This window comes from Leclercia adecarboxylata, assembly GCF_023639785.1.
GTDB lineage: Bacteria > Pseudomonadota > Gammaproteobacteria > Enterobacterales > Enterobacteriaceae > Enterobacter > Enterobacter adecarboxylatus_D.
This window is the reverse complement of record NZ_CP098325.1, coordinates 2,450,680-2,475,240: the sequence shown is the minus strand read 5'-3', so window position 1 is coordinate 2,475,240 and position 24,561 is coordinate 2,450,680. Positions and strand designations below refer to the sequence as shown.

General features: G+C 52.2%; 25 protein-coding genes and 2 pseudogenes. 17 read left to right on the top strand and 10 right to left on the bottom strand.

All coding sequences use genetic code 11. The features are described 5' to 3' along the window. Positions 1–66: 66 nt before the first annotated feature. Complete coding sequence (locus NB069_RS11860) at positions 67–450, bottom strand: winged helix-turn-helix transcriptional regulator (RefSeq protein ID WP_250583780.1); 384 nt, start codon at positions 448–450, stop codon at positions 67–69. Positions 451–562: 112 nt separating this feature from the next. Here NB069_RS11860 and NB069_RS11855 point away from each other — a divergent pair, with 112 nt between their 5' ends. Both NB069_RS11855 and NB069_RS11850 read left to right on the top strand, forming a co-directional pair. Next, a complete protein-coding gene (locus NB069_RS11855) occupies positions 563–1,612 on the top strand; it encodes an NAD(P)-dependent alcohol dehydrogenase (protein WP_250583778.1) in 1,050 nt (349 codons plus the stop codon). Positions 1,613–1,688: 76 nt separating this feature from the next. Continuing rightward, positions 1,689–2,213, top strand: a complete 525-nt coding sequence (locus NB069_RS11850) for a GNAT family N-acetyltransferase (RefSeq protein WP_250583776.1) — start codon at positions 1,689–1,691, stop codon at positions 2,211–2,213. Between the two features lie 118 nt (positions 2,214–2,331). Here NB069_RS11850 and NB069_RS11845 read toward each other — a convergent pair whose 3' ends face one another. Beyond that, complete coding sequence (locus tag NB069_RS11845; RefSeq protein WP_250583774.1) at positions 2,332–3,243, bottom strand: LysR family transcriptional regulator; 912 nt, start codon at positions 3,241–3,243, stop codon at positions 2,332–2,334. 95 nt (positions 3,244–3,338) lie between these two features. Here NB069_RS11845 and NB069_RS11840 point away from each other — a divergent pair, with 95 nt between their 5' ends. The 6 genes from NB069_RS11840 to NB069_RS11815 all read left to right on the top strand — a co-directional run bounded on the left by NB069_RS11840 (position 3,339) and on the right by NB069_RS11815 (position 8,750). After that, the gene (locus NB069_RS11840; protein ID WP_250583772.1) at positions 3,339–4,319 is read left to right on the top strand and encodes an NAD-dependent epimerase/dehydratase family protein; all 981 of its coding nucleotides are present in this window, start codon (positions 3,339–3,341) and stop codon (positions 4,317–4,319) included. Between the two features lie 18 nt (positions 4,320–4,337). Next, positions 4,338–4,763 (top strand): GNAT family N-acetyltransferase, encoded by a 426-nt coding sequence (locus NB069_RS11835; protein ID WP_250583770.1) that lies wholly within the window; start codon positions 4,338–4,340, stop codon positions 4,761–4,763. A gap of 82 nt (positions 4,764–4,845) precedes the next feature. Further along, complete coding sequence (locus NB069_RS11830) at positions 4,846–5,235, top strand: copper-binding protein (RefSeq protein WP_250583768.1); 390 nt, start codon at positions 4,846–4,848, stop codon at positions 5,233–5,235. Positions 5,236–5,281: 46 nt separating this feature from the next. Next, positions 5,282–7,300: a protein-disulfide reductase DsbD family protein gene (locus NB069_RS11825; protein WP_250583766.1), complete on the top strand. Its 2,019-nt coding sequence runs from the start codon at positions 5,282–5,284 to the stop codon at positions 7,298–7,300. After that, entirely contained in the window at positions 7,300–8,055 is a 756-nt protein-coding gene (gene dsbG, locus NB069_RS11820) for a thiol:disulfide interchange protein DsbG (RefSeq protein WP_250583764.1), read from the top strand. The genes NB069_RS11825 and dsbG overlap by 1 nt, the downstream gene beginning before the upstream one ends. Positions 8,056–8,300: 245 nt before the next feature. Then, positions 8,301–8,750 (top strand): carboxymuconolactone decarboxylase family protein, encoded by a 450-nt coding sequence (locus NB069_RS11815; protein WP_250583762.1) that lies wholly within the window; start codon positions 8,301–8,303, stop codon positions 8,748–8,750. Positions 8,751–8,946: 196 nt separating this feature from the next. Here the strand turns inward: NB069_RS11815 and NB069_RS11810 are convergent, their stop codons facing one another. From NB069_RS11810 to NB069_RS11800, 3 genes are read right to left on the bottom strand one after another with little or no spacing between them, the layout of a single operon-like run. Then, positions 8,947–9,426 (bottom strand): carboxymuconolactone decarboxylase family protein, encoded by a 480-nt coding sequence (locus NB069_RS11810; protein WP_250583760.1) that lies wholly within the window; start codon positions 9,424–9,426, stop codon positions 8,947–8,949. Between the two features lie 14 nt (positions 9,427–9,440). Continuing rightward, a complete protein-coding gene (locus NB069_RS11805; RefSeq protein ID WP_250583758.1) occupies positions 9,441–10,049 on the bottom strand; it encodes an FMN-dependent NADH-azoreductase in 609 nt (202 codons plus the stop codon). Positions 10,050–10,057: 8 nt separating this feature from the next. Further along, positions 10,058–10,483 (bottom strand): GNAT family N-acetyltransferase, encoded by a 426-nt coding sequence (locus NB069_RS11800; RefSeq protein ID WP_250583756.1) that lies wholly within the window; start codon positions 10,481–10,483, stop codon positions 10,058–10,060. 109 nt (positions 10,484–10,592) lie between these two features. Here NB069_RS11800 and NB069_RS11795 point away from each other — a divergent pair, with 109 nt between their 5' ends. After that, complete coding sequence (locus NB069_RS11795) at positions 10,593–11,972, top strand: PLP-dependent aminotransferase family protein (protein WP_250583754.1); 1,380 nt, start codon at positions 10,593–10,595, stop codon at positions 11,970–11,972. A gap of 255 nt (positions 11,973–12,227) precedes the next feature. On the opposite strand, the gene NB069_RS11790 is transcribed toward NB069_RS11795, so the two are convergent. Together NB069_RS11790 and NB069_RS11785 are read right to left on the bottom strand one after the other, a co-directional pair. Further along, positions 12,228–13,256 (bottom strand): HlyD family secretion protein, encoded by a 1,029-nt coding sequence (locus NB069_RS11790; protein WP_250583752.1) that lies wholly within the window; start codon positions 13,254–13,256, stop codon positions 12,228–12,230. Positions 13,257–13,266: 10 nt separating this feature from the next. Continuing rightward, a complete protein-coding gene (locus tag NB069_RS11785) occupies positions 13,267–14,859 on the bottom strand; it encodes an MFS transporter (protein WP_250583750.1) in 1,593 nt (530 codons plus the stop codon). 149 nt (positions 14,860–15,008) lie between these two features. Here NB069_RS11785 and NB069_RS11780 point away from each other — a divergent pair, with 149 nt between their 5' ends. Next, on the top strand, positions 15,009–15,794 hold the full coding sequence (locus NB069_RS11780) for an IclR family transcriptional regulator (RefSeq protein ID WP_250583748.1): 786 nt from the start codon (positions 15,009–15,011) through the stop codon (positions 15,792–15,794). Between the two features lie 47 nt (positions 15,795–15,841). Here NB069_RS11780 and NB069_RS11775 read toward each other — a convergent pair whose 3' ends face one another. Continuing rightward, positions 15,842–17,107, bottom strand: coding sequence for a Y-family DNA polymerase (locus NB069_RS11775; RefSeq protein WP_250583746.1), 1,266 nt, complete (start codon positions 17,105–17,107; stop codon positions 15,842–15,844). A 593-nt stretch (positions 17,108–17,700) separates the two neighbouring features. Between NB069_RS11775 and NB069_RS11770 the strand changes: the two are divergent. Then, positions 17,701–17,838 (top strand): annotated as a pseudogene (locus tag NB069_RS11770) (DUF4113 domain-containing protein); the annotation flags it as partial. Between the two features lie 432 nt (positions 17,839–18,270). Here NB069_RS11770 and NB069_RS11765 read toward each other — a convergent pair. After that, positions 18,271–18,369 (bottom strand): annotated as a pseudogene (locus NB069_RS11765) (SOS response-associated peptidase); the annotation flags it as partial. An 84-nt stretch (positions 18,370–18,453) separates the two neighbouring features. Here NB069_RS11765 and NB069_RS11760 point away from each other — a divergent pair. Together NB069_RS11760 and NB069_RS11755 are read left to right on the top strand one after the other, a co-directional pair. Beyond that, complete coding sequence (locus tag NB069_RS11760) at positions 18,454–18,753, top strand: type II toxin-antitoxin system MqsR family toxin (RefSeq protein ID WP_350223392.1); 300 nt, start codon at positions 18,454–18,456, stop codon at positions 18,751–18,753. A 2-nt stretch (positions 18,754–18,755) separates the two neighbouring features. After that, positions 18,756–19,157, top strand: coding sequence for a type II toxin-antitoxin system MqsA family antitoxin (locus NB069_RS11755; RefSeq protein WP_350223416.1), 402 nt, complete (start codon positions 18,756–18,758; stop codon positions 19,155–19,157). Positions 19,158–19,186: 29 nt separating this feature from the next. Here the strand turns inward: NB069_RS11755 and NB069_RS11750 are convergent, their stop codons facing one another. Then, entirely contained in the window at positions 19,187–19,864 is a 678-nt protein-coding gene (locus NB069_RS11750) for an SOS response-associated peptidase (protein ID WP_250583742.1), read from the bottom strand. Between the two features lie 195 nt (positions 19,865–20,059). On the opposite strand from NB069_RS11750, the gene NB069_RS11745 reads away from it, so the two are divergent. The 4 genes from NB069_RS11745 to NB069_RS11730 all read left to right on the top strand — a co-directional run bounded on the left by NB069_RS11745 (position 20,060) and on the right by NB069_RS11730 (position 24,554). After that, positions 20,060–21,538, top strand: a complete 1,479-nt coding sequence (locus NB069_RS11745) for a DUF1254 domain-containing protein (protein WP_250583740.1) — start codon at positions 20,060–20,062, stop codon at positions 21,536–21,538. A 10-nt stretch (positions 21,539–21,548) separates the two neighbouring features. Continuing rightward, complete coding sequence (locus NB069_RS11740) at positions 21,549–23,012, top strand: DUF1254 domain-containing protein (RefSeq protein ID WP_250583738.1); 1,464 nt, start codon at positions 21,549–21,551, stop codon at positions 23,010–23,012. A 59-nt stretch (positions 23,013–23,071) separates the two neighbouring features. After that, complete coding sequence (locus NB069_RS11735; protein WP_250583736.1) at positions 23,072–23,554, top strand: glutathione peroxidase; 483 nt, start codon at positions 23,072–23,074, stop codon at positions 23,552–23,554. Between the two features lie 106 nt (positions 23,555–23,660). Continuing rightward, positions 23,661–24,554 (top strand): siderophore-interacting protein, encoded by an 894-nt coding sequence (locus NB069_RS11730; protein ID WP_250583734.1) that lies wholly within the window; start codon positions 23,661–23,663, stop codon positions 24,552–24,554. Positions 24,555–24,561: the final 7 nt, after the last annotated feature.

Sequence of the window (24,561 nt, the reverse complement as noted above, 5' to 3'; positions counted from 1 at the left end):
CCAGAATGGGTTATGGCTGACCGCAACGGATGCGGCCCAGAATACAATCACGATCAGTGTAACCTGTTAGCGGGATGCCGCCTGATAACAGGCTTCCATTTCATCAAGTGCGGCCTGGTTTTCTAACCCCCACTGGTACATTTGCTCTATGGGCTCGGCAAAGGTTCTGCCGAGTGGCGTCAGTCGGTAGTCGACTTTGGGTGGGATCACGTCGTAGACATGACGGGTAATCAACCCCCGCTGTTCCAGCTCTTTCAGCGTCTGGAAGAGCATTTTCTTCGAAATCCCCTGCAGGCTGCGCTGTAGCTCACCGGTGCGTGCGCGTTCATCCGGCCAGTGATACAGCGCGTGCAGCACCATTGTGCTCCATTTCACTGAAAAGAGGTCCATCAGGCGGCGCGGCGGCGAGTCCGCATAGAAAAAAAGTTTACCCTCAACCCAGGCTGGCACTGTTCTCACCTCTGCTTATGGTCACCAAATGGTAACTACTATCAATATGCGATCCTGTTGATTATAGTCTGCCCCCTTGAGTTAGCCCGAACCAGCCTATTTTTGAGGTGAGATGAAGATCAATGCATTAGTCGCCCATGACGCGACACAACCCCTGACGTCAGGCCAGGTTTCGCTGCGCCCGTTACAAAAACAGGATGTCAAAATTGAGATCCTCTACTGCGGCGTGTGCCACTCCGATCTCCATATGGCGCGTAACGAATGGGCGGTAAGTCACTATCCGCTGGTGCCAGGGCACGAAATCGTCGGGCGAGTCATGGAGACGGGCGACGAGGCCACCCATTTTAAACCCGGTGATATCGTTGGTGTCGGGGTGATGGTCGACTCCTGTCGCGAGTGCCATTTCTGCAAGAGCCATGAAGAACAGTACTGTGAAGCAGGCTTTACCGCGACCTACAATGGCACAGATAAATATACCGGTGAAAGAACCCGGGGCGGCTATGCGCAGACCGTGATTGTCGATCAACATTTCGTTGTGTCTGTACCGCATAACCTGCCCCTTGCCGGGGTTGCACCGCTGCTGTGTGCGGGCGTGACGGTCTGGTCGCCGCTGCGCCACTTTAACGTTAGTGCGGGGGATCGCGTCGGTGTGGTGGGCCTGGGAGGGTTAGGCCATATGGCGGTGAAGCTGGCCAGTGCGATGGGGGCAGAGGTGACGCTGTTTACAACCTCCCCGGAGAAGGGGGAAGATGCCCGTCGTCTGGGGGCAAAACGGGTCGTGGTCTCGCGTGATGCTGCGCAAATGGCCGCCTGCCACACCTCGCTGGATGTCATCATTGACTGCGTGGCGGCACCGCACGACCTGAACCCTTATCTGGCCGCGCTGAAAACCAATGGCCGCCTGGTGCTGGTCGGTATTCCGGACCAGCCACACGATGCGCCGGAGATTACGCCCATGGTGTTCCGGCGTTTAAGCATCAGCGGTTCGTCGATTGGCAGCATCCAGGAAACCCAGGAGATGCTGAACTTCTGCGGCGAGCATAATATTACCGCCGATATTGAAACGATCGGTGGCGAGGATATTGAGGCTGCCTTTGCCCGTATGCTTAAGGGCGACGTAAAGTATCGCTTTGTCATTGATATGCAGGCCACGCCCTGGTAGTGGCGCGACAGGCTGTTCCGGGCGGCCATTTCTGGCCGCCTGGCATAATTTTGCGTTATTGAGCGGGGAGACGTACATGGAGAATTCGGTACCGGAAATCACGATCGGCAAGGCGCAGTTTGCGCATTTTGCTGCCCTGCGCGCCATTGAGCTGGCGGCATTTGAGACGCTACGTGGAGCCGGGGCGGTGACAGGTCAGGCTGTGGCAAATAGCCTGCAGGCGTTTTGTGACTTCAGCCGCGACGGTTTGCTGCTTGCCGCCTTTACTGCAGATTCCACCCCCGTAGGATTTGTTGCCGGTACATTCGAAAACAGATGGCTGCACATAGCCGAAATGGATGTGCATCCGGACTGGCAGGGCAAGGGGATCGGCAGAGTGTTAATGCTGGCTGTGCTTGCTTCCGGACGGCAGCGCGGCCTGGCGGGCGCCACATTAACCACAGATAAGTTGGCCGCCTTTAATGCAAAATTTTACGCCTCGCTGGGTTTTGAAATCGTCGAAGGCGGATCCTGTCCGCCTCACCTGATAAGCCAGAGAGAAGAGGAAATTGAACAGGGTTTCGATCCGGCGCGACGGGTAGGGATGCGGCTGGACTTTTGAGGTTGCCAGGGTAACTGGAGTAAATGATTACCCCTAAAAACAAAAAATCATGAAAAACATCGGGTTCTGCGTTCAATGAGCTGAAAATTCAGCTTTTCTTCTGCCTGAAATGGGTCACTCACTGCTCTTGATTCCGGGAAATATATTCCTCTAATCCCTTAACCAGCGCATCGAAAACGAATTTGCAGCACCGACTATTGCGCAGGTCTTCGTGCATGACGAGCCATGTATCAAGATACAAAGAAAAGAAATCAGGAAGTAACCGCTGTAGTGGGATATATCCACTGGCAAGGGGTACCTGGCATATACCAATGCCAGCACCGGCGCGAATCAGGTTCAACTGTGCCACGTCGCTGTCGGTGCGCATGGAAAAGCAATCGCGGTTTAGCTGAGGATATTGTGTCAATGCCTTACGGATGAAAGGCGTATGCTGATCAAAGCCAATCAGGGCATGCTTCAGCAGATCTTCGGTACTTTCAGGAGAGCCATGTCTTGCGATATATGAAGCAGATGCGTGGAGACCGAGTTCAATGCTGCCAACGCGACGCGCAATAAGCTGTTCCTGTGTTGGCGTCGTCATACGTACAGCAATATCTGCTTCCCTGTGTAGTAAATCCTGTACCCGGTTAGACAGAACTAATTCTATCGTTATCTGCGGGTTAGACTCCCTGAGCCGGGCAATGAGAGGGGGGAGTATCTCAGTTCCGATGACGTCGCTTGCGCAGACTCGTACAACACCACGAACAGACGCACTGTTAATACTAAAGTTGGTTGCGGTTCGCTCCAGCGTATTAGCCGTGCTCTCCATCGTTTCTGCATGCACCTTCAGTGCCAGCGCAGTGTCAGTCGCCAGCAAGCCTGTTTGCGAACGCGTGAACAATACCTGGCCAAGGGCAGACTCCAGCGCGGCGATGTGCCGCCCTGCTGTGGGTTGCGTAATCGCAAGCCTGCGCGCTGCACCGGACAGGGACCCTTCTCTCAGTACGGCCAGAAATGTTCGGTACCACTCCCATGGAATAGAGGTATTCATACAAATTTGTATATCTGCTCAATCAGGATATGCAATTCCATTTAGCTCTGCCTGACGTACGCTGTCAATCACAATTCAGCAACGAGGCAAACAATATGGATACCAGAGGAAAGGTTTTAATACTTGGAGCAACGGGCGGTATTGGGGGGGAAACTGCCCGACGACTCGTTCAGGAAAAATGGGACGTACATGCATTAACACGAGGATCTCCTGGACGTGAACGAAAGGGTGAAATCCAGTGGACAGAGGGCGATGCTCTCGACAGAGAGCAAGTCGTCGCTGCAGCGACAGACTGTAGCGTGATCGTTCACGCCGTCAATCCGCCCGGTTACCGAAACTGGCAGAAGCTTGTATTGCCTATGCTGCGTAATACCATCAGCGCAGCAGAACGAAATGGAGCCTTGATAGTTCTCCCTGGTACTGTTTACAACTATGGACCTGATGCCTTTCCGCGATTAAGCGAAGATGCTCAGCAGAACCCGGTCACAAGGAAAGGGGCGATCAGGGTACAAATGGAGAAAGAACTTGAGGCCTATACACAGCGTGGCGGACGGGTATTGATCGTCCGCGCGGGGGATTTTTTCGGTCCACTCGCGGGTAACAACTGGTTTTCTCAGGGGTTGATTAAGCCCGGTAAGCTGCCAGATGTCATTACCAGTCCTGGTCTGCCTGGAACAGGTCATCAGTGGGCCTATTTACCTGATATAGCGAAAACTATTGCTGCATTACTTGCACGGCGTGAGGAGCTCGAACCTTTTGCGCGCTTCCATATGCAAGGTCATTGGGATCCTGATGGCAGCGAAATGGCCAGAACTATTCAACGTGTCGCCGCACGCTATGGCGGCGTTGCCAAAATAAAACCATTTCCCTGGTGGTTTATGTCTTTGGCAGCGCCTTTCAACGCAACCTTCCGCGAACTTCTGGAGATGCGGTATTTATGGCGCCAGCCGGTCCGTCTGGACAATGCGAAACTTATTAACTTTTTAGGTGCGGAGCCCCATACTCCTCTTGATCACGCTGTCCAGATGACATTACAGGGACTAGGTTGCATTGGTGCCCTGAACAGGTTTGTATAAAGAGAGTGGGGGGCCATTATGATAAGAGCCATGCGGGATACTGATGCATCTGCATTAGCCAGGCTGTTTCTCAGCGAACGACAGCAAACCTTCCATTGGGTAGATCCATCGCTGTTTTTGCTGAATGACTTTTTCGAACAGACACGCGGTGAACGGGTTTGGGTCGCGGAGGATGCGGGCTCTCTTTGCGGCTTTATCGCAATCTGGGCTCAGGAGAGTTTTATCCATCACCTCTACGTTTCGCGTGAGTTTCGCGGACAGGGTTTTGGACGTGCTTTGCTGGAAAAGGGACTGGCAGATTTAGATAAGCCAGCGTCTCTTAAGGTATCCAGTCTTAACACTCCAGCACTGGCTTTTTATCGTCGTCTGGGATGGATAGATGCGGATGATTCAGGCCACTGTGATATCACCGGACCCTGGCAGCGTCTGGTTTTTTCAGGGTAGGAATTAGCCTTCCGCGCGGGTTGGCATTACTTTACAAATTGCCCCTTGCCCGAAGACGCGTCGCTCACTATTCTCATTGCCCATGACTATCCTGACAGGTTCGACTCAACATAAAAACAGGCAACTGAGAGCCGTCGCGCTTCTTTTCGTGGCCTGCGTTGTCATGCTGATCTGTCTGACCCAGCGGGCCAGCATCCTGCACCACATGCAGGTCAAAGCCGCCACGCTCTCGTTGACCGCTGAAAGCAGCCCGCAGGAACTGACGTCGCCAGGGTTGTCGCCCTGTGAGCTCAGCGCCCACTCTCTGCTGGCTGCCCAACCCCTTCATTTCGATAACCTTCTGCTGTTACCCGCTCTGCTGGTTCTCGTTTTAGCGGTGCTGATAAAAATCAGCGTTCTGCCGAGGCCGGTTATTCTGTTTCGTCCTCCGCTCCTTCGAATACACCTTAAGAACTGCGTTTTCCGTGAATGACTGAACGGGCTGTCCCTGTTTAGTTAATTTTTCATGGAGAAAAACGATGAATACGCTTTTCAGGAGCCTGTGGTTCCTGTTATTCAGCCTGTCTGCCGCTTATGCGGCGGTACCGGGCTGGCCGATGCAGCCTGACAATTCCCCTGCTCAGGTGCATGTCTTGCACGATGCCCCAGCGAACGGGAAAGTGCGCCTGCTGCTGGACGTCACCCCAGATGAAGGGTGGAAAACCTACTGGCGAACCCCCGGCGATGGCGGTTTTCGGCCGGTGATCGACTGGGTTTCCCCGGCCCGTACGCAGTGGCACTGGCCGCGGCCCGTGCGCTTTACGTCCGCCGGATTCAGTTCGGTAGGCTACGAACGCCGCGTGGTGTTTCCGCTGGAAATCACCACCGACGAGGTGCAGCGATTGCGCGGCAAACTGACGCTGTCGCTGTGCAGCAATCTCTGCGTGGTTAAAACCTTCCCGCTGGATATCAACCTGGCTTCCGGTCCGTCGACAGGCTTTGCCGCGGCCTGGGATGACGCCATGCGCGCGGTTCCTGCAACAAGCGGTGCGATAATGCTGAAATCTGTCGCCACCGACGCAGATACCCTGACGGTTAAACTCACCTCACCGGAGGGCTGGTCCCGGCCCGAACTGTTCACGGATAACCCGGCCGGGGCGAACCTTGCCCCGCCGCAGATAGCGATTGACGGCGACACCCTGACGGCACGCTTTAGCGTCAGCGACGATCAAGGTCAACCGCTGGAGGCCTCCCGTTTACGGCAGGTCGCGCTGCTGGTCAGCGACGGCGCCCAAAGCCAGCAGCTCACCGTGGATATCAAGGCTTCCACACATCTGTGGCAGATCCTGGCCGTGGCGCTGGCAGGGGGGCTGATCCTCAACCTGATGCCCTGCGTGCTGCCCGTTCTTGGCATAAAACTCGCGTCGCTGATGACGCTGGCAGAGAGCACCCGCCGTCAGACGCGGCTGCGTTTTCTGGCAACGGCGGCCGGGATCCTGTTCTCGTTTATGGTGCTGGCGGCGGTCGTGACCGGGCTGCGGTTGTCCGGCGCCTGGATTGGCTGGGGCTTTCAGTTCCAGAATCCCTGGTTCATCGGCGCCATGGTGCTGGTGACGTGGATTTTCTGCTTCAGCCTGGCGGGCCTGATGGAAATCCGTCTGCCTTCCACGCTCACCACAAGGCTGGCGACCGCGGGCGGTAACGGTATCGGCGGGAGCTTTTTCGAAGGCGCGTTTGCGACCCTGCTTGCCACGCCCTGTACGGCACCGTTCCTCGGCACCGCCGTAACCTTCGCCCTGGCGGCCCCCGTCCATCAGCTGTGGCTCATCTTTTTTGTGCTGGGTATCGGGATGAGCCTGCCCTGGCTGGCCATCAGCATGGTGCCAGGCGTCGCGCGCTGGCTGCCGAAGCCCGGCCCATGGATGGGTAAACTGCGTCTGGTGCTGGTGCTCCTGATGCTCGGCTCCTGTATCTGGCTGATGTCGCTGCTGGTGAAGGAGTGGGGCGCACGCTATGTGCTGATCGGCGGCGGCCTGATGGTGGCGTTTTTCCTTTACCGCTGCGCGAAGGCCATGCCGAATCACCGGGAAAATCTGCGCAGCCTGGCGTTTGGCGTGCTGTTTGGCGCCGGGCTGTATGCCTTTCTGGCGCCGCAGCCTCAGGGGAAGGCCGCATCCCCCCTGAACTGGCAGCCACTGAGCGAAGCCGCGCTCAGCGAGGCGCTGGATGCCAGAAAACGCGTGCTGGTGGATATCACCGCTGACTGGTGTCTGAACTGCCGGGTGAACGAAGTTATGGTGCTTCACCGTCCTGAAGTGGTGGCGGCGTTAAACCGCGACGACGTGGTTCTGCTGCAGGGCAACTGGAGCCAGCCCTCCGCTGAAATCGAACAGTTCCTGAGGCGCTACGGCGCCAGCGGCATTCCGTTTAACGCCATTTTTGGTCCTTCCCTTCCGCAGGGTTATGTTTTGCCCTCCCTGCTGAGCAAAGACGCATTGCTGACCGCCCTGGCACAGGCCGGTGCGGTTACCCCATCTGATTTTACTGAGGAAAAATAATGAACAAGATCCTGTCCCTGTTGACGTTGACCTTCAGCGCCACCGCTTTAGCACAGCCCGCTGATTTACCCGAACCCATTAAACAGATCCAGAAGCAGGGCATTGAAATTGTTAAGCCGTTCAGCGCACCCGGCGGTGTGGAAGGGTGGCTGGGGAAATATCAGGACATGGGCGTTACGCTCTATCTCACCCCGGACAAAAAGCATGTGATTTCAGGCTATATGTATGATGCCGGGGGCAATAACCTCAGCGAGAAAGTGATCAATGATGAGATCTATATTCCCGCCGGGCGCGAAATGTGGAAGCGGCTCACCGCCGCGCCGGGGATCGCAGAAGGTAGCGCGGACGCTAAGTGTCAGGTAGTTGTCTTTTCCGATCCCTTCTGCCCGTACTGCAATAAGTTCTGGCATCAGGCCCAACCTTATATCAAGGATAAAAGCATCAGCACCAAAACCCTGCTGGTGGGCGTGATCCGCCCGGACAGCGCCCAGTATGCGGCGGCGATCCTCTCCGCCAGCGATCCGGCTAAAGTGTGGCATGACCTTGAGAGCAGCGACGGGAAAACAAAACCGGCGCTGAAAGGCAATACGCCGCCTGCGGTGTTTAAGCAGATTCAGCAGAACCAGCAATTTATGGAGCAGCTCGGGGCCACCGGCACGCCAGCCATTTATTACCTGAATAAAGATCGCGCCCTGCAGCAGATCGTCGGCTTGCCTGATGCTAAGCAGATGGCCGATCTGGTGGCCTGCAAATAACCGTCTCCGGTTAATAACGTGCCCGTAAAAGGGCGCGTTAAATCAAATGTATATCCGCATAAGTTTTATGGCGTTACGTTTTCCATTATGTCCTACGCGTTTTCCTCTTCTTTGTATCTTTTTTATATGTCAACTTTGATTAATATCATTTAACGCTGAAGTATCAGTTAGTAATTCCTTCGAAAGAAGGTGAAACATACTCTCGTAGATAAATCATCCATATAACTCTCTATACAGGAAAGCAAATGAAACGTCCAAACTGGTTTCAGGTATCTGCAGAAGGATCAAAAGCACTGGGAGCGCTGCATCACTTTGCCACAACAGGAACAAATCTTCCGGAAGAGCTAATACATTTGGTTTTTTTGAGAGTATCTCAGATTAATGGCTGTGCGCATTGTATTGATATTCACACCCGCGATCTGATGAAGTGTGGTATGTCGGTAGAGAAAATAGTACTGATCCCAGTATGGGATGAGGCTACTTATCTATTCTCGAATCTGGAGCAAGCGGCGCTGGCATGGGCAGAAGAAGTTACCCGAGTGAGTGAAACACATGCTTCGGACGAAGCCTATTCTGCTGCGCTTTCAGTATTTGGTGAAAAAGACCTGGTTGATTTAACCATCGTAATTGCAACCATGAATGCACTTAATCGTATGGGCATCAGCTTTCGGATGAAGCCGCTAGCCAGGGCGTAAGTTGTCATTCGTTTTCCTCTCGCAATGGCTATTAATATATCCCTGATAAAAAACCGCCTGAATGAAGGCGGTTTCTTTATTTTTAACAGCAGGTCATGAAATATTCTGTTGTTAACATTCTTTTAAGTCCCTAAATATCATCTTGCGTGAAAGTTAAAAACAGACGCCAACAACAAGTGTTGTTGGCGGACAGGGATTAATGTAATTCAGCACGATCCAGGCCGTAAGCACTATCCATAGAGCCCGGCACCATCTGGGACAGAATCTGCAGACGATTCCAGGCGTTGATCACAGCGATGGTAAACGTTAACTCTGATACTTCTACTTCAGAGAAGTGTTCACGCAACTCACCATAAAGCGCTTCGCTCACACCATTCTCACCAATGCGGGTCAAAGCTTCAGTCAGTGCCAGCGCAGCTTTCTCCTTAGCGCTGAACAATGGTGATTCGCGCCAAATTGCAACGTGATAAAGACGTAATTCACGCTCTCCATGCATTTTCGCTTCTTTTACATGCATATCCAGACAAAACGCGCAGTGATTCAATTGCGACGCACGGATATCCACCAAGTGCTTAAGTTTTTTATCCAGGGAGATTTTTCCTAATGCCATAGACGCATCGGCAAGTGTTTTAGCCAGTGCTGGGATGGTTTTGAAATGATTCACTCGTGACGACATAATGTAATCCTCTTTTAAAATAAACGATTGATAGCTTGCATTGCATGGGGTAATGCTGTTGCACGAGTGATGGGATCATGCGTTCCGTCCACCCGGATAAACTGCACGTCTGTGATGCCGATATATTCAAGTGCTACGCGAATATATGGCGTGAACTGGTCATCCGCTACAAATGGGCCGTGGGCAAATATGCTGCCGCTGGCGACCACGCAGTACACCTTTTTGCCGCTGACAAGCCCCACTTTTTTACCCTCTGGCGTAAAGGCGAACGTTCGTCCGGCGCGGGTAATATGATCGAACCAGGCTTTCAGTACAGAAGGCAGGCCGAGGTTCCACATCGGGGAGGAGATAACCAGCGTGTCACAATCAAGAAGCTGATCGACCAGTTGTTCCGAAGTCTGAATAGCGGTGAGCTGAGCTTCACTGCGCAGATCCGGTGGGGTAAAAAAACCACCAATGGTAAATGCATCAAGATGCGGTAGCGGCCGTTGAGCCAGGTCCAGCACTGATTCTTCAATTCCGGCATGATGCGCACGTAATTTTTCTACCAGGCGTTCAGACGCCGCGCGGGATGCCGATCCTGATAAATCCGGACTGACTTTAATGTGAAGCAGTTTCATCATTCTTTTCCTCAGGTGAGATCGCGATAAAAGTGCAGGCCGAGGGCGGTATATCCGACACGCTGATAAAATGCCTGGGCTCCCGAATTACTCATGGCGGTATCAAGAACCATCTGACCACAACCGTATTCACGTGCGATCACCGCTAAGTGATTCAGCAGGGTTGCACCCATCCCCTGACCGCGAGCCTCGCTCACTGTTACCAGATCGTCGACGTAACAGAATTGCCCGTGAATAAAATTTTCGAGCAGTCGATAACCGGCCAGCGCCATTGGTTTGCCATCCTGCTCCAGTCCTGCAAGCCGATAGCCTTGCGCCTGCTGGCGCTGTACCTGAGCGATAAATTGTTTCTCATTCGTCAGTTTGCTGCGTAGTTCCCGCATCAGCGCAAAGCAACGAGCAAGGTCAGTGGCGGTGTCGTAATGTTCAATCTTCATGACGCCTCATAGTGAGTGACTTGGTTAATAGCCATATCTTAATCTTGTATGTCTGATTAAAAAGGGCCATTATTCGCCTTAATTGGTAGGACATATAAAGGTGCATTTCATGGGGTACAAAGAGATTTATGCCCGCTATCGCCAGCAAATTCAGAACGGCCTTTTGAAACCGGGGGCGCGCGTTCCCTCGATTCGTTCGCTAGCGAGCGAGTTGCAGGTAGCGCGAAAAACGGTGGAAACCGCGTATGAAATTCTTACTGGAGAAGGCTATTTCGTGAGTCTGGGAGCGAAGGGGACCTATATAAATCCGGAACTCAGGCTGACTTCAACGGTCAGCGCAGATAACGCTGTATCGTCTCGTTCACCTCATATACAGGTTACTGAAAGGAAGGGTGATCTGCGGCTTGGAATCCCTGCTCTGGATGAATTCCCCCATAAAAAATGGCTACTTATATCAGGAAAAGCGGCGCGAAGTCTTCGTCCGGAAGAAATGCTCATGCCCCCGGTAATGGGTTTTCAACCGCTACGTGAGGCCCTTTCAAGTTATCTCAATATTTCAAGAGGATTGAATTGCCGACCGGAGCAAATCTTTGTTACCAGCGGCTATCGGGCCAATTTACGGTTAATTCTGTCGGTACTTGCGCAGCCTGACGATAAAGTGTTGTTTGAAGATCCTGGCTACTTTTATGGTCAGCAATTATTGAAGCGAATGGCATCCAATCTGCACTATATACCTGTTGATCGGCAGGGGATGGATGTTGATTATCTTCAGCGCTATCACAACGATGCACGCTTCGCCATCGTTACACCCACTCATCAAAGTCCGCTCGCAGTGAGCCTTTCATTACCACGTAAGCATCAGCTGCTGGCCTGGGCACAGCAAAACAGTAGCTGGATAATCGAAGACGATTACGACGGAGAGTTTCATTACACACGAAAAGTCATCCCGGCGTTGAAAAGCCTCGATATGCATGACCGGGTGATTTATACCGGTACGTTTAGTAAAACGATAATGCCAGCTATGCGTATCGGCTATATGGTAATGCCACAGGAGACGGTAGCCCGTTTCAGTGAGCTGGGCGACATCCTTGAGACGGGTCTGCCATTACTGCCGCAAAAAATCCTTGCGCAATTCCTTAGCGAAGGGCACTTCTACCGGCATATAAAAAAAATGCGCTTACTCTATCAGCAGCGGCGTCGCATGATGCTTGAGGCAATTGAAACGAGCTTTCCAGGGTTATTTGAATTTGAGCTTACAGATGGCGGGATGCATATTGTTGCCTTCCTGCAACGTGGCATTGAAGATACTGCATTAGCGGCATTATGGATAGAGCACGAGCTTTATGTCCGGCCACTCTCGAGCTGGTATACGCAGACACAAAAACGTTATGGATTAGTCATTGGATATACCAATATTCGTTCAACCGAAGAGGCACAGACAATTTTGCTGCGGGTTAAGGAAAAAACACTGGAGCTTATGCAGCATTAAGTTTTTTGATAGCCAGGCGTGAAGACTAACCTCGCGTTTAGCCGTATTGTTGCCTGATAAAAATATTTAGTCGATCACTCTCTTTATATGAGGGTCGACTAAATATGGTCGCGATGGCACAGGCATTTTTTATAACAGGAACTTAGCCTGGTGTCAGTGACATTTATATCCTACAGCATATTACGTCCAGATAACGGGATAATCGTTTCCGGTCAGGCGCTTAAAATAGGGTGGTTTTTGAAAATATGGGGAACATTAGCGGATCTCAATTTCAGGAACAGCTGACATCCCGACGCGCAATAATTTTGCATCGGGTTGATTACTATCCAGCATTATTTTCACCGGTAAACGCTGAACGACTTTAGTAAAGTTACCCGTTGCATTGTCTGGCTGGATGGCAGAAAACGTTGCGCCGGTTGCAGGAGCGATACTATCGACATGTCCTGTAAACTTTTTGCCAGGCATGGCATCAATTTTAATTAAAACTTTCTGTCCCTGCTGAACATTTGCCAGCTGTGTTTCAAGGTAATTAGCAGTGATGTAAGTTTGATGTAGCGGAACCACAGCCAGCAGACGTGTCCCTGCATTAACGTAGGCACCGAGGCGCACTGAACGCTGGCCTATCATCCCATCGACGGGTGCAATAATACGCGTATAAGATAGATTAACCCTCGCCTGACTAACCCTGGCCTGCGCGACTGCAACATCGGCTTCTGCCTGACGTAATGCAGCCTTTAACACGCCTACCTGTTTTTCTGCTGAGGTCAGAGCAGCTTCGTTCTGACGAACGATTGCGGATGCAGAACGCTGCGTTGAATGGGCTTTTTGTTGATCGTCCGCAGCGACGGTACCTCTTTGATAAAGCTTGTTAAAACGTTCAGCGTTCTGACTGGCGTACTGCGCTGATGCCTGACTGGCTAAAAGGGTCGCTTTTGTCTGGGCAATAATGGATTGTTGCTGCTCCAGTTGTGCAAGGCTGCTCAGGTGTTTTGCTTCACTAAGCTGCAAATTAGCTTGCGCCATTTCAAGCGCTATTTTGTAGTCACGGTCATCCAGCGTGGCCAGTGTTTGCCCTGATTTAACGCGTTGGTTATCTGCGACATAGATATTTTTGATATAGCCCGATACTTTTGGTGCTACCAGTGTGTAATCCGCATTCACATAGGCATCATTGGTACGGGTATCATTATTCAGCATTGTCGACCAGACGAAAAATATCATCGTCAACATCAGGATTAATAATGCGCTGAGCAGAATCGTTCTTCTGGATACAGGAAATTTCATTTAACCACCTCTATTTTGTTATGGCAGGTTGAAAACGTGTGTGGGGCGGCCAGACACGTTTTGGCAGCCAGACGGTGAGTAATAACAGCAGGATGGCACAGCCAGTCATCAGCAGATAGCTGTCGCCCAGACTCAGAACAATGGCCTGATGTTTTAATAAGGTGATAAATCCAGCGATGTTCTCGGTGTTGCTGATGCTGCCGTCGTGTAATAAAGGGATGCTGCTGCTGGCCTGCTCACTGACCGGTGTCGATATCAACCATGGGCGGTTGGCTACGTTATTGACCAGAACATTAGAATGAAACTGTTCTCTGTGATTTATAAACCATTCCACTAAAACCCCAGCAGCGATGCTTGAAAAACCCCGTACGGTATTGAACATAGCAGAGGCATAATGTCCTTCCGGGGGAGCCACAACGCTGGTTGCGCTCATAAGCAACGGTAAAATAATTGACGGTAATCCAATCGCCTGCAGAATCTGTATAGCCCAGAAATTCTGGCGTGCCCAGTCGCTGGTTATTTGCATACCCATCAGGCTGGCGAAAATCATCAGAGCAATTCCGAAAGCTATCAGCCAGCGACAATCAACCCAGCGCAGACTAAGCAGTGCGGCAACAAGCGGGGTGATAATTAACTGCGGGAGCCCAATGGTCAAAGCCAGCGGCGCAAATTGCGCTGTCCGAAAGCCCTCTACTTTGCCAAAGAAATTGGACGGCAAAGCCGAGCCAGCCAGCGCCAGTACCAACACTACAGCGAGCGCCATCAGGCCATATGAAAAGTTACTTCTCTCCAGCATCTGTAATTTGAACAAAGGGAAGGGATGAAACCATTCATTAATCAGAAAAATCGTCAGGCAGACGATGGCGCTGGATAACAGACCATTAAATAACGGCGACTCAAACCAGTCCAGACGTCCACCCTGAGTGATGGCGACTATTAAAAACGCCATACCAGAACCGCCGGTAAGCATACCGAACAGGTCGATCTGTTTAAATCGGTCAAGGTGAATCGGATCCTGCGGCAAACCCCAACCCATAAATAGCATCGAAATCAAAATGGCGGGGACCACTTGCCAGAACATGAACGTCCAGCTCACGTCATCAGTCCAGAATGCCGCCAGTGAAGGGGCCACATTTGGACCAAAAGTCGCAGTCAGAGCATAAGCGCCAAGTCCATAAAGTTTTATCGATGGTGGCAGAAAACGTAGCGCCACAGTCATGAGTAAGGGAGGGAGTGCGCCGCTAAACAGGCCCTGTATCGTTCGCAAGAGAATAAATAACGGCGCATTCGGCAGTAAGGGTAAAAGTATGCCGCAAACCATAAAACCGCCCGCGCAAGCAAGCGCGAATTTACGCAGCGAAAAAGTCACAGCAAACCATGGTGCGATCATCATTGTCACTACTTCTGCGGCCTGGTAGGCAGAGGTGAACCAACTGGTTTGATCATAAGTCACGCCAATGCCGGCACGCACATCCGCAAGCGCTATATCTATAACCCGACCATTAAGCCCGGAGGTTAAGGCTGCAATCAGTACTCCCATAAACCCCATTGCAAGGCGCCAGGTAAAGGGGGACGAGGGCGGGATAGTACGCTGTGCATTCATACAAAGTTCCCATGCATTTAAACGGTACGGTGTACCGTATTGTGGTACATGCTGGCATCTTACATTGCGATAGCATCCATTGCAATGTGATAATTAATACATGAACTGAGGTTACAGGCTGTCCGTCACCGGACAATAAGGAGCTCTATATGGCCGTAAATGCTTCAAGCTTTGAGGATGAAAAAACTGGCGGGATTCAGGTTATCGCCCGCGCAGCTGCAATTTTGAATGTGCTGGGAAAACACCCGGGCGGTATGAGTCTGGGGGAAATTGCGCAGGAGGTTGCTCTCCCTCGTTCAACGGTGCAGCGTATTGTCGCGGCTTTAGATAGCGCTCAACTTGTGCGTAGCAGCGGGGCTGGTGGCCTGCGTCTGGGACCTGCACTACTCAAACTTATTTCCAGTGTGCACAGCGATGTAGTGGATCTTGTACGTCCCTTCCTGGAGCAACTTTCAGCCAGGGTTAATGAAACAGTGACCCTGGCACGTGCCAGTGGTACCCAACTGGCAATTGTCCACTACGTCGTAGCATCTCGTGAATTACGTGTTGTACCTCGTATTGGACTTAATTTACCGCTCTACAGCACTTCCGGCGGTCGTGTGCTACTGGCTATGGAAAGTGATGAAGATGTCCGCATACTGGTAGGCGAAGCCTATGAAGATCTCACTGGTATGACAGTTAAAACCCTTCCACAGCTTCTGGAACTTATCGCCGATGTTCGTGCCAGGGGGTTGGCTATAGATCTGGGTGAAACTCTCGAGGGCGTCTGCACAATAGCGGTAGCGCTGGACACTCTTTTTGGTCGCTTTTCGATCTCATTATTAGTTCCGTCTCCACGTTTCCATAAACATGAAAACTTTTATCGGCAAGAACTCATGCAATGCAAGGAGGCGATAGCTAATGAAATTGGAAGAGCCATTTCCGTGGGGGAGTAACTAACAGCAACAGGAGCAGGGGCAGCTCTGCTACAGAGCGGCCAGTATCACTTAACGATGGGGAGATCGGCATAGCGAGTAGTGTATCGCGGGGAGAGCATTTCCCGCTTCATCTGCCATTGTTGCTGGATCCCTTGTCCGGCAAAATAAAGCGTCCCATGTCCGTTTTCAGCATTCAGGTGATCCAGGATATTCATCAGCTTCTGGCTATTTTTGCGGGGTGGATTGTCGTCAAACAGATTAAGTTGTGCGACGCCCTGACTGTAAAAATCTCCCAGCATGACGCCCGCTTTCTGATACCGATGTCCGTTTTTCCAGATGACATCCAGACATCGGGTAGCAGCGCCGATGATATCTCTGCTGTCCTGGGTCGGAGTAAGCAGCGTTACCGATGCGCTATTACCGTAATACGGTTCGTTAATTGTAAACGGGGAGGTTTTAACAAATGCCGATATAAATCGACAATGCTGATGTTCACTACGCAGTTTCTCTGCTGCCCGGGCCGCATAGCTGCAGATAGCCTGGCGCATCTCTTCATATTCTGCAATACGGCTACCGAATGAACGGGAACAGATAATCTCCTGCTTTACGGCCGGGAACTCTTCCAGCTCAAGACAGGGTTCACCGCGTAATTCACGGACAGTTCTCTCAAGCACGACGCTGAAGTGTTTTCTGATGAACCTTATATCGGCATCTGCCAGCTGTAATACTGTTTTAATACCCATACTTTCGAGTTTTTTGGTCAGGCGTCGGCCTACGCCCCAAACATCTTCGACCGGTAGGGCAGCCATCAGTTTTCTCTGACGGTCCACGTCAGACAAGTCAACCACGCCGCCGGTCTGCCGTTGCCATCGTTTTGCCGCATGATTTGCCAGCTTTGCCAAAGTTTTAGTCTGCGCGATTCCAACCCCAACGGTCAGATGCGTGCGCTGTAAAACCGTGGCTCTGATTTCACGGCCATACTCGGTAAGATCGCGACAGTTGCGTATACCTGTAAGGTCACAAAAAAGCTCGTCAATTGAGTATATTTCGCAGCGGGGAGCCATCTCTTCTAGTGTGGTCATCACCCGGTTCGACATATCTGCGTAGAGTTCATAATTGCTACTGAAGCAAACCACCCCATAATGCCTGAAAAGATCTTTTTGTTTGAAATACGGCTCACCCATTTTCACAAAGGGTTTTGCTTCCGCAGAACGAGCGATAACACACCCGTCGTTATTTGATAAAACGACCACTGGCCGGCCCTTCAGATCCGGGCGAAAAACAGTCTCGCAGGAAGCATAGAAAGAGTTTACATCGCAGAGTGCAAACATGATGAGTTCCCGGATTTCACGACATCGTTCTGAGCGGCATCGGGTAAAGCGCAGGGAGTAAAATCACTGAACCTGGGGGATGCCACGATCGGGTGTAGCCTGATGGGTGTGAAAAACTGCATTATGATTACCGCTAAATATACTGTGTTTATATACAGTATTGTATGTCGGTAGCAAAGATCAAGGGGCGGGAACCATCTGGACACTCTGGTGCAAGCCCAGAAGGGCTAATATTATGTCCAAAAAATTCCAGATTGAGTGTCCGATTTTATTCGCGAAATAACGTTGGCGACCTTGCAAAACTCAGAGAACACAGCTCTTCCCAGCCAGATGAAATGCACTATCTACAAAGTTTAGGGAAAGCACAGAGGGGAGTAAATGACACCTTGACTCATCTCTTGAAAAAACTGCTCCTGACCTTTCAGTATTTGAATTCCTTCGTCGAACTCATTTTATTCCCAGTGATGACCTCGATCAGATGGAACTCCAGTTACGCGAACGCTTACGTAGCATAGCGAGTAACTATGAAGCTGCTTTTAATGCGCTCTGGGTTAGCATTGAGAAACCAGGGGCTCGATTAGGTGGTAGCGCTCGTGGATAAACTTAATGAGCAAGGGCGCGGGACAATCTGGTTTGCCGGACAGGGAATAGAGCAGAAGTGGCAAATGAAGCGGGAAATGTTATCCCCGCGATATACCACGCGTTTTTCTGATTTTCCCTGGGTCAGATAAATCTCTTTCACTAAAATAGTGCAAAGGATAAAAGTAAATATTTGTCGGATATGCACGATATATCCCTGGGCAATGAAGAATTAGGCTATGGTGGTGGCTCTATTCACCTGCCCGGAGGGGCTATTCCCAACATTAAATTTGAGTGCCCGGTTTGCAAGAGCAAGCGGTTTCGTTTTACCTCTTTTAGCCCAACGCAAATCCAACCTCATGGTGCTGTTTGTTCCGTCTGCGGAACCCGACTCACCGCACACTCATGCCTGCCGCTTCCTAAAAGGAGAAGATGGCCAAAACAGGTGGTTTAGGTGTTAAAGGGGAGGGCTAATTCTGGCCCTCCTGATTAATGATTTTGCCGCTACGCTGGTAAAGAATTTATATTTGCTGGCGCCTCGTTATTTCTGGAAATAATGGCGTTTAATAACATCGGGCTTTATTTTACGGCTCGCTTATTTTAGCGATCAATTCTGGCCCCTGATTTTTCACATTCCCCACTGCCCGCGTGACGGCATGCCAGTGAATTTGATCTGCGGTCACCCTCGCATTTCATCACAGGCATGCTTTACTCGCTCCCGCTGTATGATTAACCTGTTTGCATAATTTGGCATATAGGTTAATCTTATGGAAAAGAGAGCGCCGCATACTCGCTTACATATCGTTAAAACGATGGTACGAGCTGGACTGACGGCAGTAACCCATTCTGCATTGATTGGCGCAGCCCGGATGGGATTTTGCTCCAGACAGGAGATTTTCGATGTTGTCCTGGCACTGGAACCCACCGACTTTTACAAAAGTATGACGGCTCATCACGACCATACGTGCTGGCACGACGTGTATCGGACTGTGTATAAAGACCAGACAATTTACATGAAACTTATCGTGACTGATGGTGTGCTGGTGGTGTCATTTAAGGAGTTATGAAAATGAAATGTCCTGTCTGCGGTGGCGCGGCGTTGAAGCATGAAAGCCGCGATGTTGCTTATGAATACAAAGGCCAAAAAACAATTTTTCATGCCGTTAAGGGGCAGTTTTGCGATGCGTGCGGCGAAATTATTTTCGCGAACGGGGAAGGGGATGATTACTTTGCCGCCATGCTGGAGTTTAACCGCAAAGTGAATGCCGAAGAGGTCGATCCCACTTTCATCGCTAAGGTGCGAAAGCGCCTGAATCTGGATCAGCGTCAGGCGGCAGAAATTTTTGGCGGCGGGGTCAATGCCTTTAGTCGTTACGAAACGGGGCGTGTAGCACCGCCAAAACCGTTAGTGCTGTTGTTTAAAGCACTGGATAAGCACCCTGAACTTTTAGATGAGCTGACGCAGGCTTAACCGATTATTTCTGGCCAGAATCAATGACATTAAGGCGTGCTGATATCATCGATTAATTCTGGCCCCTGATTTTTCACATTCCCCACTGCCCGCGTGACGGCATGCCAGTGAAATTCATCGGCGGATACCGCGCCCGTCTGCGCTATCTCTTCCGCCTCTTTACCGTTTACCGTCTCGCGCAGCCATTCGCGTGCCGCCTGTGGCGTCAGCACCAGCGGTCGCCGGTCGTGAATATCCACCAGGCCTTTGTCTGCCGCAGCGGTAACAATCAGGAACCCTTCGGCGGTATCCCCACGCTCGAAGGGCGTGCTGCCGATCGCCGCCATAAAAATGGGCTGCCCGTCGGCGCGGGAGATAAAGTAAGGCTGCTTTTTCTCCCCCTCTTTTTTCCACTCGAACCAGCCGTCGGCAAAGACAATTGCCCGGCCATGATTCCACAGCGGTTTAAACATCCGGCTGCTGGCGGCGGTTTCCAGACGGGCGTTAATCAGCGGCGGTTTGTCCCACCAGCCAGGAGCATAACCCCAGAATACCGGGTCAAGATGCAACAGATCGTCGCGCTCGCTCACTAACAAGACTTTGGTGCCGGGCGCAACGTTGTAGCGCCCGATAGGTTCAGGGTCGTAGGGGATGTCGCGCTCGGCTTCCTCCGCAAGAAAGGCAAGATACGCTTCCCGGGTCTGCGCCTGGGCGAATCGTCCGCACATAATTACCTCCGGTATTTTCTTAAGTATAGAGGGTGAATTTCACGGATATTAACTCGCTAAAAACACTACTCATTTTGCAAAACCAACTATCCTTTCTAAGAACATTCTGTCTCGCTTGTTTTAAGCCAAACGCCGTCACCGATTGTATGTAAGTCGTTAATTTCGTTTTTACTACTCTATTATCGGGATATACGTATGAAACGCCGAATAGTCACCTCTGCCGTTTTGCTGTCACTCGTTTTAGCTCAACCCACAATGGCCGCCGACGCGCCGCTTTCTCCCCTGATGAAGCAACTGAATAACGGTAACTGGTTACCGGAGCAGGAGGCGCAGTCGTTAAGCGACGAACTCTATTATCAGGATGCGATTCAGGCCTACATTCAGACCCTGCCGCTGCTGAACACCATTGGCCTGCGTGATGGCTCTGAGGCCGCGTTTGGCAAAGGCTATAACGTCCTGCCGATCTGGAAAGAGCGCATGGACAGCCGGGCGGTGGTGCCTACGCCTAACGGAGATGTGATCTATTCCATGAGTTATCTGGATCTGAAGGAGACCGGCCCGCTGGTGATCAAAGCGCCGCCGAACGTTATCGGGATGTTTACCGATTTCTTCCAGAAAACCATTACCGATGTGGGTGCCATCGGGCCAGACCGCGCCCGGGGTGGCCTCTATTTACTTCTGCCGCCGGATTATGACGGCCCTGTGCCGCAGGGGTATTACGCGTTTAAATCGTCTACTTACAACGTCTTCCTCTTCTTCAGAACCATCATGGGGAAAGGTGAAGGCAAACCCGATCCGGTCCCGGCGGTGAAAAATGCCGAAACCACCCGGGTTTATCCTCTCTGGGATGTGGAAAAAGAGGTGAAGCCGATGCAGTTCCCGGATGCCAGCGGGAAGCGGGTGAACATGGTTTATCCCACCGATGCCAGCTACTGGCAAAAGCTGAAAGCCTTCGTCGATTATGAACCCCTGACCGCGATCCCGGATGCCACCCGCAGCGCACTGCTCAGCATCGGCATCGTGAAGGGCAAACCTTTCGCCCCGACGGCTAAGCAGCAGGAGTTGCTGAACAAAGCCGTGGAAACTGCCCCGCGTATGATCCTCGCGCGTCGTCAGATGGGACGTGATGACCAGCGCCAGCTCTATTACAAAGACCGTCAGTGGGAGAACTCCTGGGCAGGCGCCACGGCGGAATGGATGCAGTACGGCACGCTTGATGCCAACCAGCGCGCGGCCTTCTTCCAGATTGCTTACTCCAGTGCGGCGGCGATGGTGATGCATACCACCGGCGCGGGCTCCAAATACCCCTATGCCACCAAAGACAGTACCGGCACGTTCCTGAACGGCAGCAATACCTATAAGTTGCACCTGCCGCCCAACCCGCCAGCGGCGCTGTTCTGGGCCGTCACCGCCTACAACATTACCGACGGCACCATGCCTGAAACCGATCAGCTGTTACCGTCCACCAACGGCTATTACAACATCCCGAAAAACAACGACGGCTCTATCGACCTCTGGTTCGGCCCAGTCAAACCGGACGGTGTGGAAGACAGCGCATTTATTAAAACCGTCCCGGACCGTAATTTCCTCGTGGCCCTGCGTCTGTATGGCACCGAAGACGGATTCTACGATCAAAGCTGGATCCCGGATGACCTGGTCCAGACCAATAAATAAGGTAAATGACATGAAGAAAAGATATCTGGCGCTGTTTACAGCCCTGACGCTAAGCGCAGGGGCGTACGCCCAAACCGAACCCTTGACTATTCCTCATGCCACCCAGTTCGATCAGCTCACGCAACCTTCGGCGGATGTCACCATGCCGGAGAGCTATGTGAAAGCCATCGCGCAGCAGGCCTACATCTGGGGCTGGCCAATGGTGAATCAGTTTAACCGTCGGGAAACCATCACCAAAGCACCTTATCCGGCGCTGAACGGCGGCATGGTGCCGGTCGCGCCGATGGGTCAGCTCAGTATGCTGACGGACTACATCAAGCCGGAGGAGACCTTCGTCACCTGTCCAAACCAGGACGTGGCGTACGGGCTGGGCTTCTTCGAACTGGATAAAGAGCCGATTGTCATCCAGGTGCCCGATTTCGGCGACCGCTTCTGGGTGTACGCTATTTATGATGCCCGCACCAATCAGATCGGTAACGTCGGTAAACCTTACGCCACCAAGCCCGGTTTTTATCTGCTTGTCGGGCCTAACTGGAAAGGGGAAACCCCGCAGGGCATTAACGGTGTGATTCAGTCCTCCACAGAAATGGCTAACGTGATCCCTCGCGTCCAGATGGATGATACCCCGGAAGACCGGGCAGCGATTCAGGCGCCAATCAAAGAGATTATGACCTACCCGCTGAGTCAGTTTGACGGCAAAATGAAATCTTTCGAATACTCGAAAATCCCGGCAATCGGCGATAAACCGGATGCCAGCGCAGGCGAAACACGCTGGGTCGTTCCGGAGAAATTCTTCGACCAGTTCGCTAATGTTCTGGAAAAAGTGCCGCCGCTGCCTGGCGAAGAGGCCATGTACGCTCAGTACCGTCACCTTGTGGAAGCAGGCAAGAAAAACCCCGAGATTCGCAAATGGATGGATGCTGCCGCAGAAGAAACGGATAAAACCGTCATTGCTGATTTCTTTAAGTGGAAGAACAACGGCGTACCGGCGGGCAATGGCTGGAACCGTTCGAAAAACAACGCTGAGTTTGGGGTGGACTACTACAACCGTACCGGCACCTCTAAATCGAATATGTTCGATAACAAACCGAACGAAACCCAGTATTTCTACACCGACAACGATGCTGCGGGCAACCAGCTGTCCGGCGAACATGATTACACCGTGACCTTTGCCAAAGGCGAACTGCCGCCGGTGAAAGGGTTCTGGTCATTAACGCTCTATAACAGCAAGCATCTGTTCAGCCCTAACGAGCTGAACCGCTTCTCGCTGGGCACCAAAAACAAAAACCTGAAGTATAACGATGATGGCTCCCTGACCCTGTACGTCAGCAAAACCCGCCCATCAGAAGATAAAGTCAGTAACTGGCTACCGGCGCCTGAGGGTAATCTTTCCCTCTACATTCGTGCATACTGGGGTGAACAGCCAATTCTGGACGGCACCTGGCAGCCGCCTAAAATTGAAACGGTGAAGTAAGCTATTCTGTGGGCACCTTGTCAGTGGCAGGGTGCCATTATGATTCTGAGGTTTCCTGAATGACGACGTTTCATCAACTTTCTGCCACCAGCCTGCGTGGTCAGCCCATCTCCATGGCCGACTATGCGGGTAAAGTGGTTCTTGTGGTCAATACGGCCAGCCAGTGCGGCTTCACACCGCAATACGCAGGTCTTGAGAAGCTCTACAAAAAGTACGCCTCACGGGGGCTGGTGGTGCTGGGTTTTCCCTGCAATCAGTTCGGGAAGCAGGAGCCCGGTGGCGCCGATGAGATCGCTAAGACCTGTGATATCAATTACGGCGTGAGCTTCCCGATGTTCGGGAAAGTTGAGGTCAACGGCGCGGGTGCGCACCCGGTGTTTCGTTACCTGAAAGACGCACTGCCCGGTGTGCTGGGCGGGCGGATCAAATGGAACTTCACGAAATTCCTCATCGGGCGCGACGGTAAACCCCTCAAGCGTTTTGCGCCGATAACCTCCCCGGAGAAGATGGAAGCCGCTGTCGTTGCCGCGCTCAAAAGCTAAGTTTTTGAATCTCAGCACCTCTTAGATAATAAGCGTTCTCATTATCATTTTCCTTTGCTACTATCGGCCCATCTTAACTATTCACGACGCGCTTTAAGGTGAAGGTATGTCGGCTGTGCAGAGCTATCGCTTATTCAACGTAAAACTGGCGCGAAAAGAGGGGCTTTCTCCCTCTATGCTACGCTGCGTGTTCCGGGGCGACGACGTGCGTCATATGAAAATGGATGCACCGGACCAGCGCATTAAACTGCTCTTTCCCTCGCTGAACGGCACGCCGTCGGCGTTGACGTCAGAAGGCTCCTGGTGGGAGCAAATCAAGTCTCTGCCGGAAGCGATACGGCCGATCCTGCGCACCTACACCTTGCGTCGGGTGAACGTTGAAGCCTGCGAGCTGGAGGTGGAGTTTGTCATGCACGGCACCGAAGGCCCGGCGTCAGCCTGGGCGGCAGGGGCACAGCCGGGTGACGAACTGCAGATTGTGGCTCCAAACCGTGACTATCCCGAAGACAGCGGGGGATACGAGTGGGATCCCCATCCTCATGCAGAACAGGGCCTGATTATTGCGGATGAAACGGCATGGCCTGCGGTAAAAGGGATCCTGGAGCAGCTCGCCCGGCGCGATACACCCCCGCAGGTACAGGTATTCATCGAAGTGCCGGAGCAGGGCGACTGTATCGATCTCGGCGCCTATGACTTTGCACAAGTGCACTGGCGGGCGCGTGACCTGACGGGCGCCAGCCATGGCGAAGCCCTGTTACAGGCCGTCAAACAGCACGTGAAACTGCCGGAGTATGCCCTGACCCAGAGCCAGGAGGTGCGGGAAGAGGCCGAAGGGGAACTGTTGTGGGATCGCGCGCAAAGCGATAACCGTTTCCACGGCTGGGTGGCTGCGGAATCCAGCGCGGTTAAGCATCTGCGACGCTATCTTATCGGGGAACGAAACCTGTCAAAAGAGACGATCAGCTTTATGGCCTACTGGGCGCGTGGCCGCCGTCTGTAATCATTTC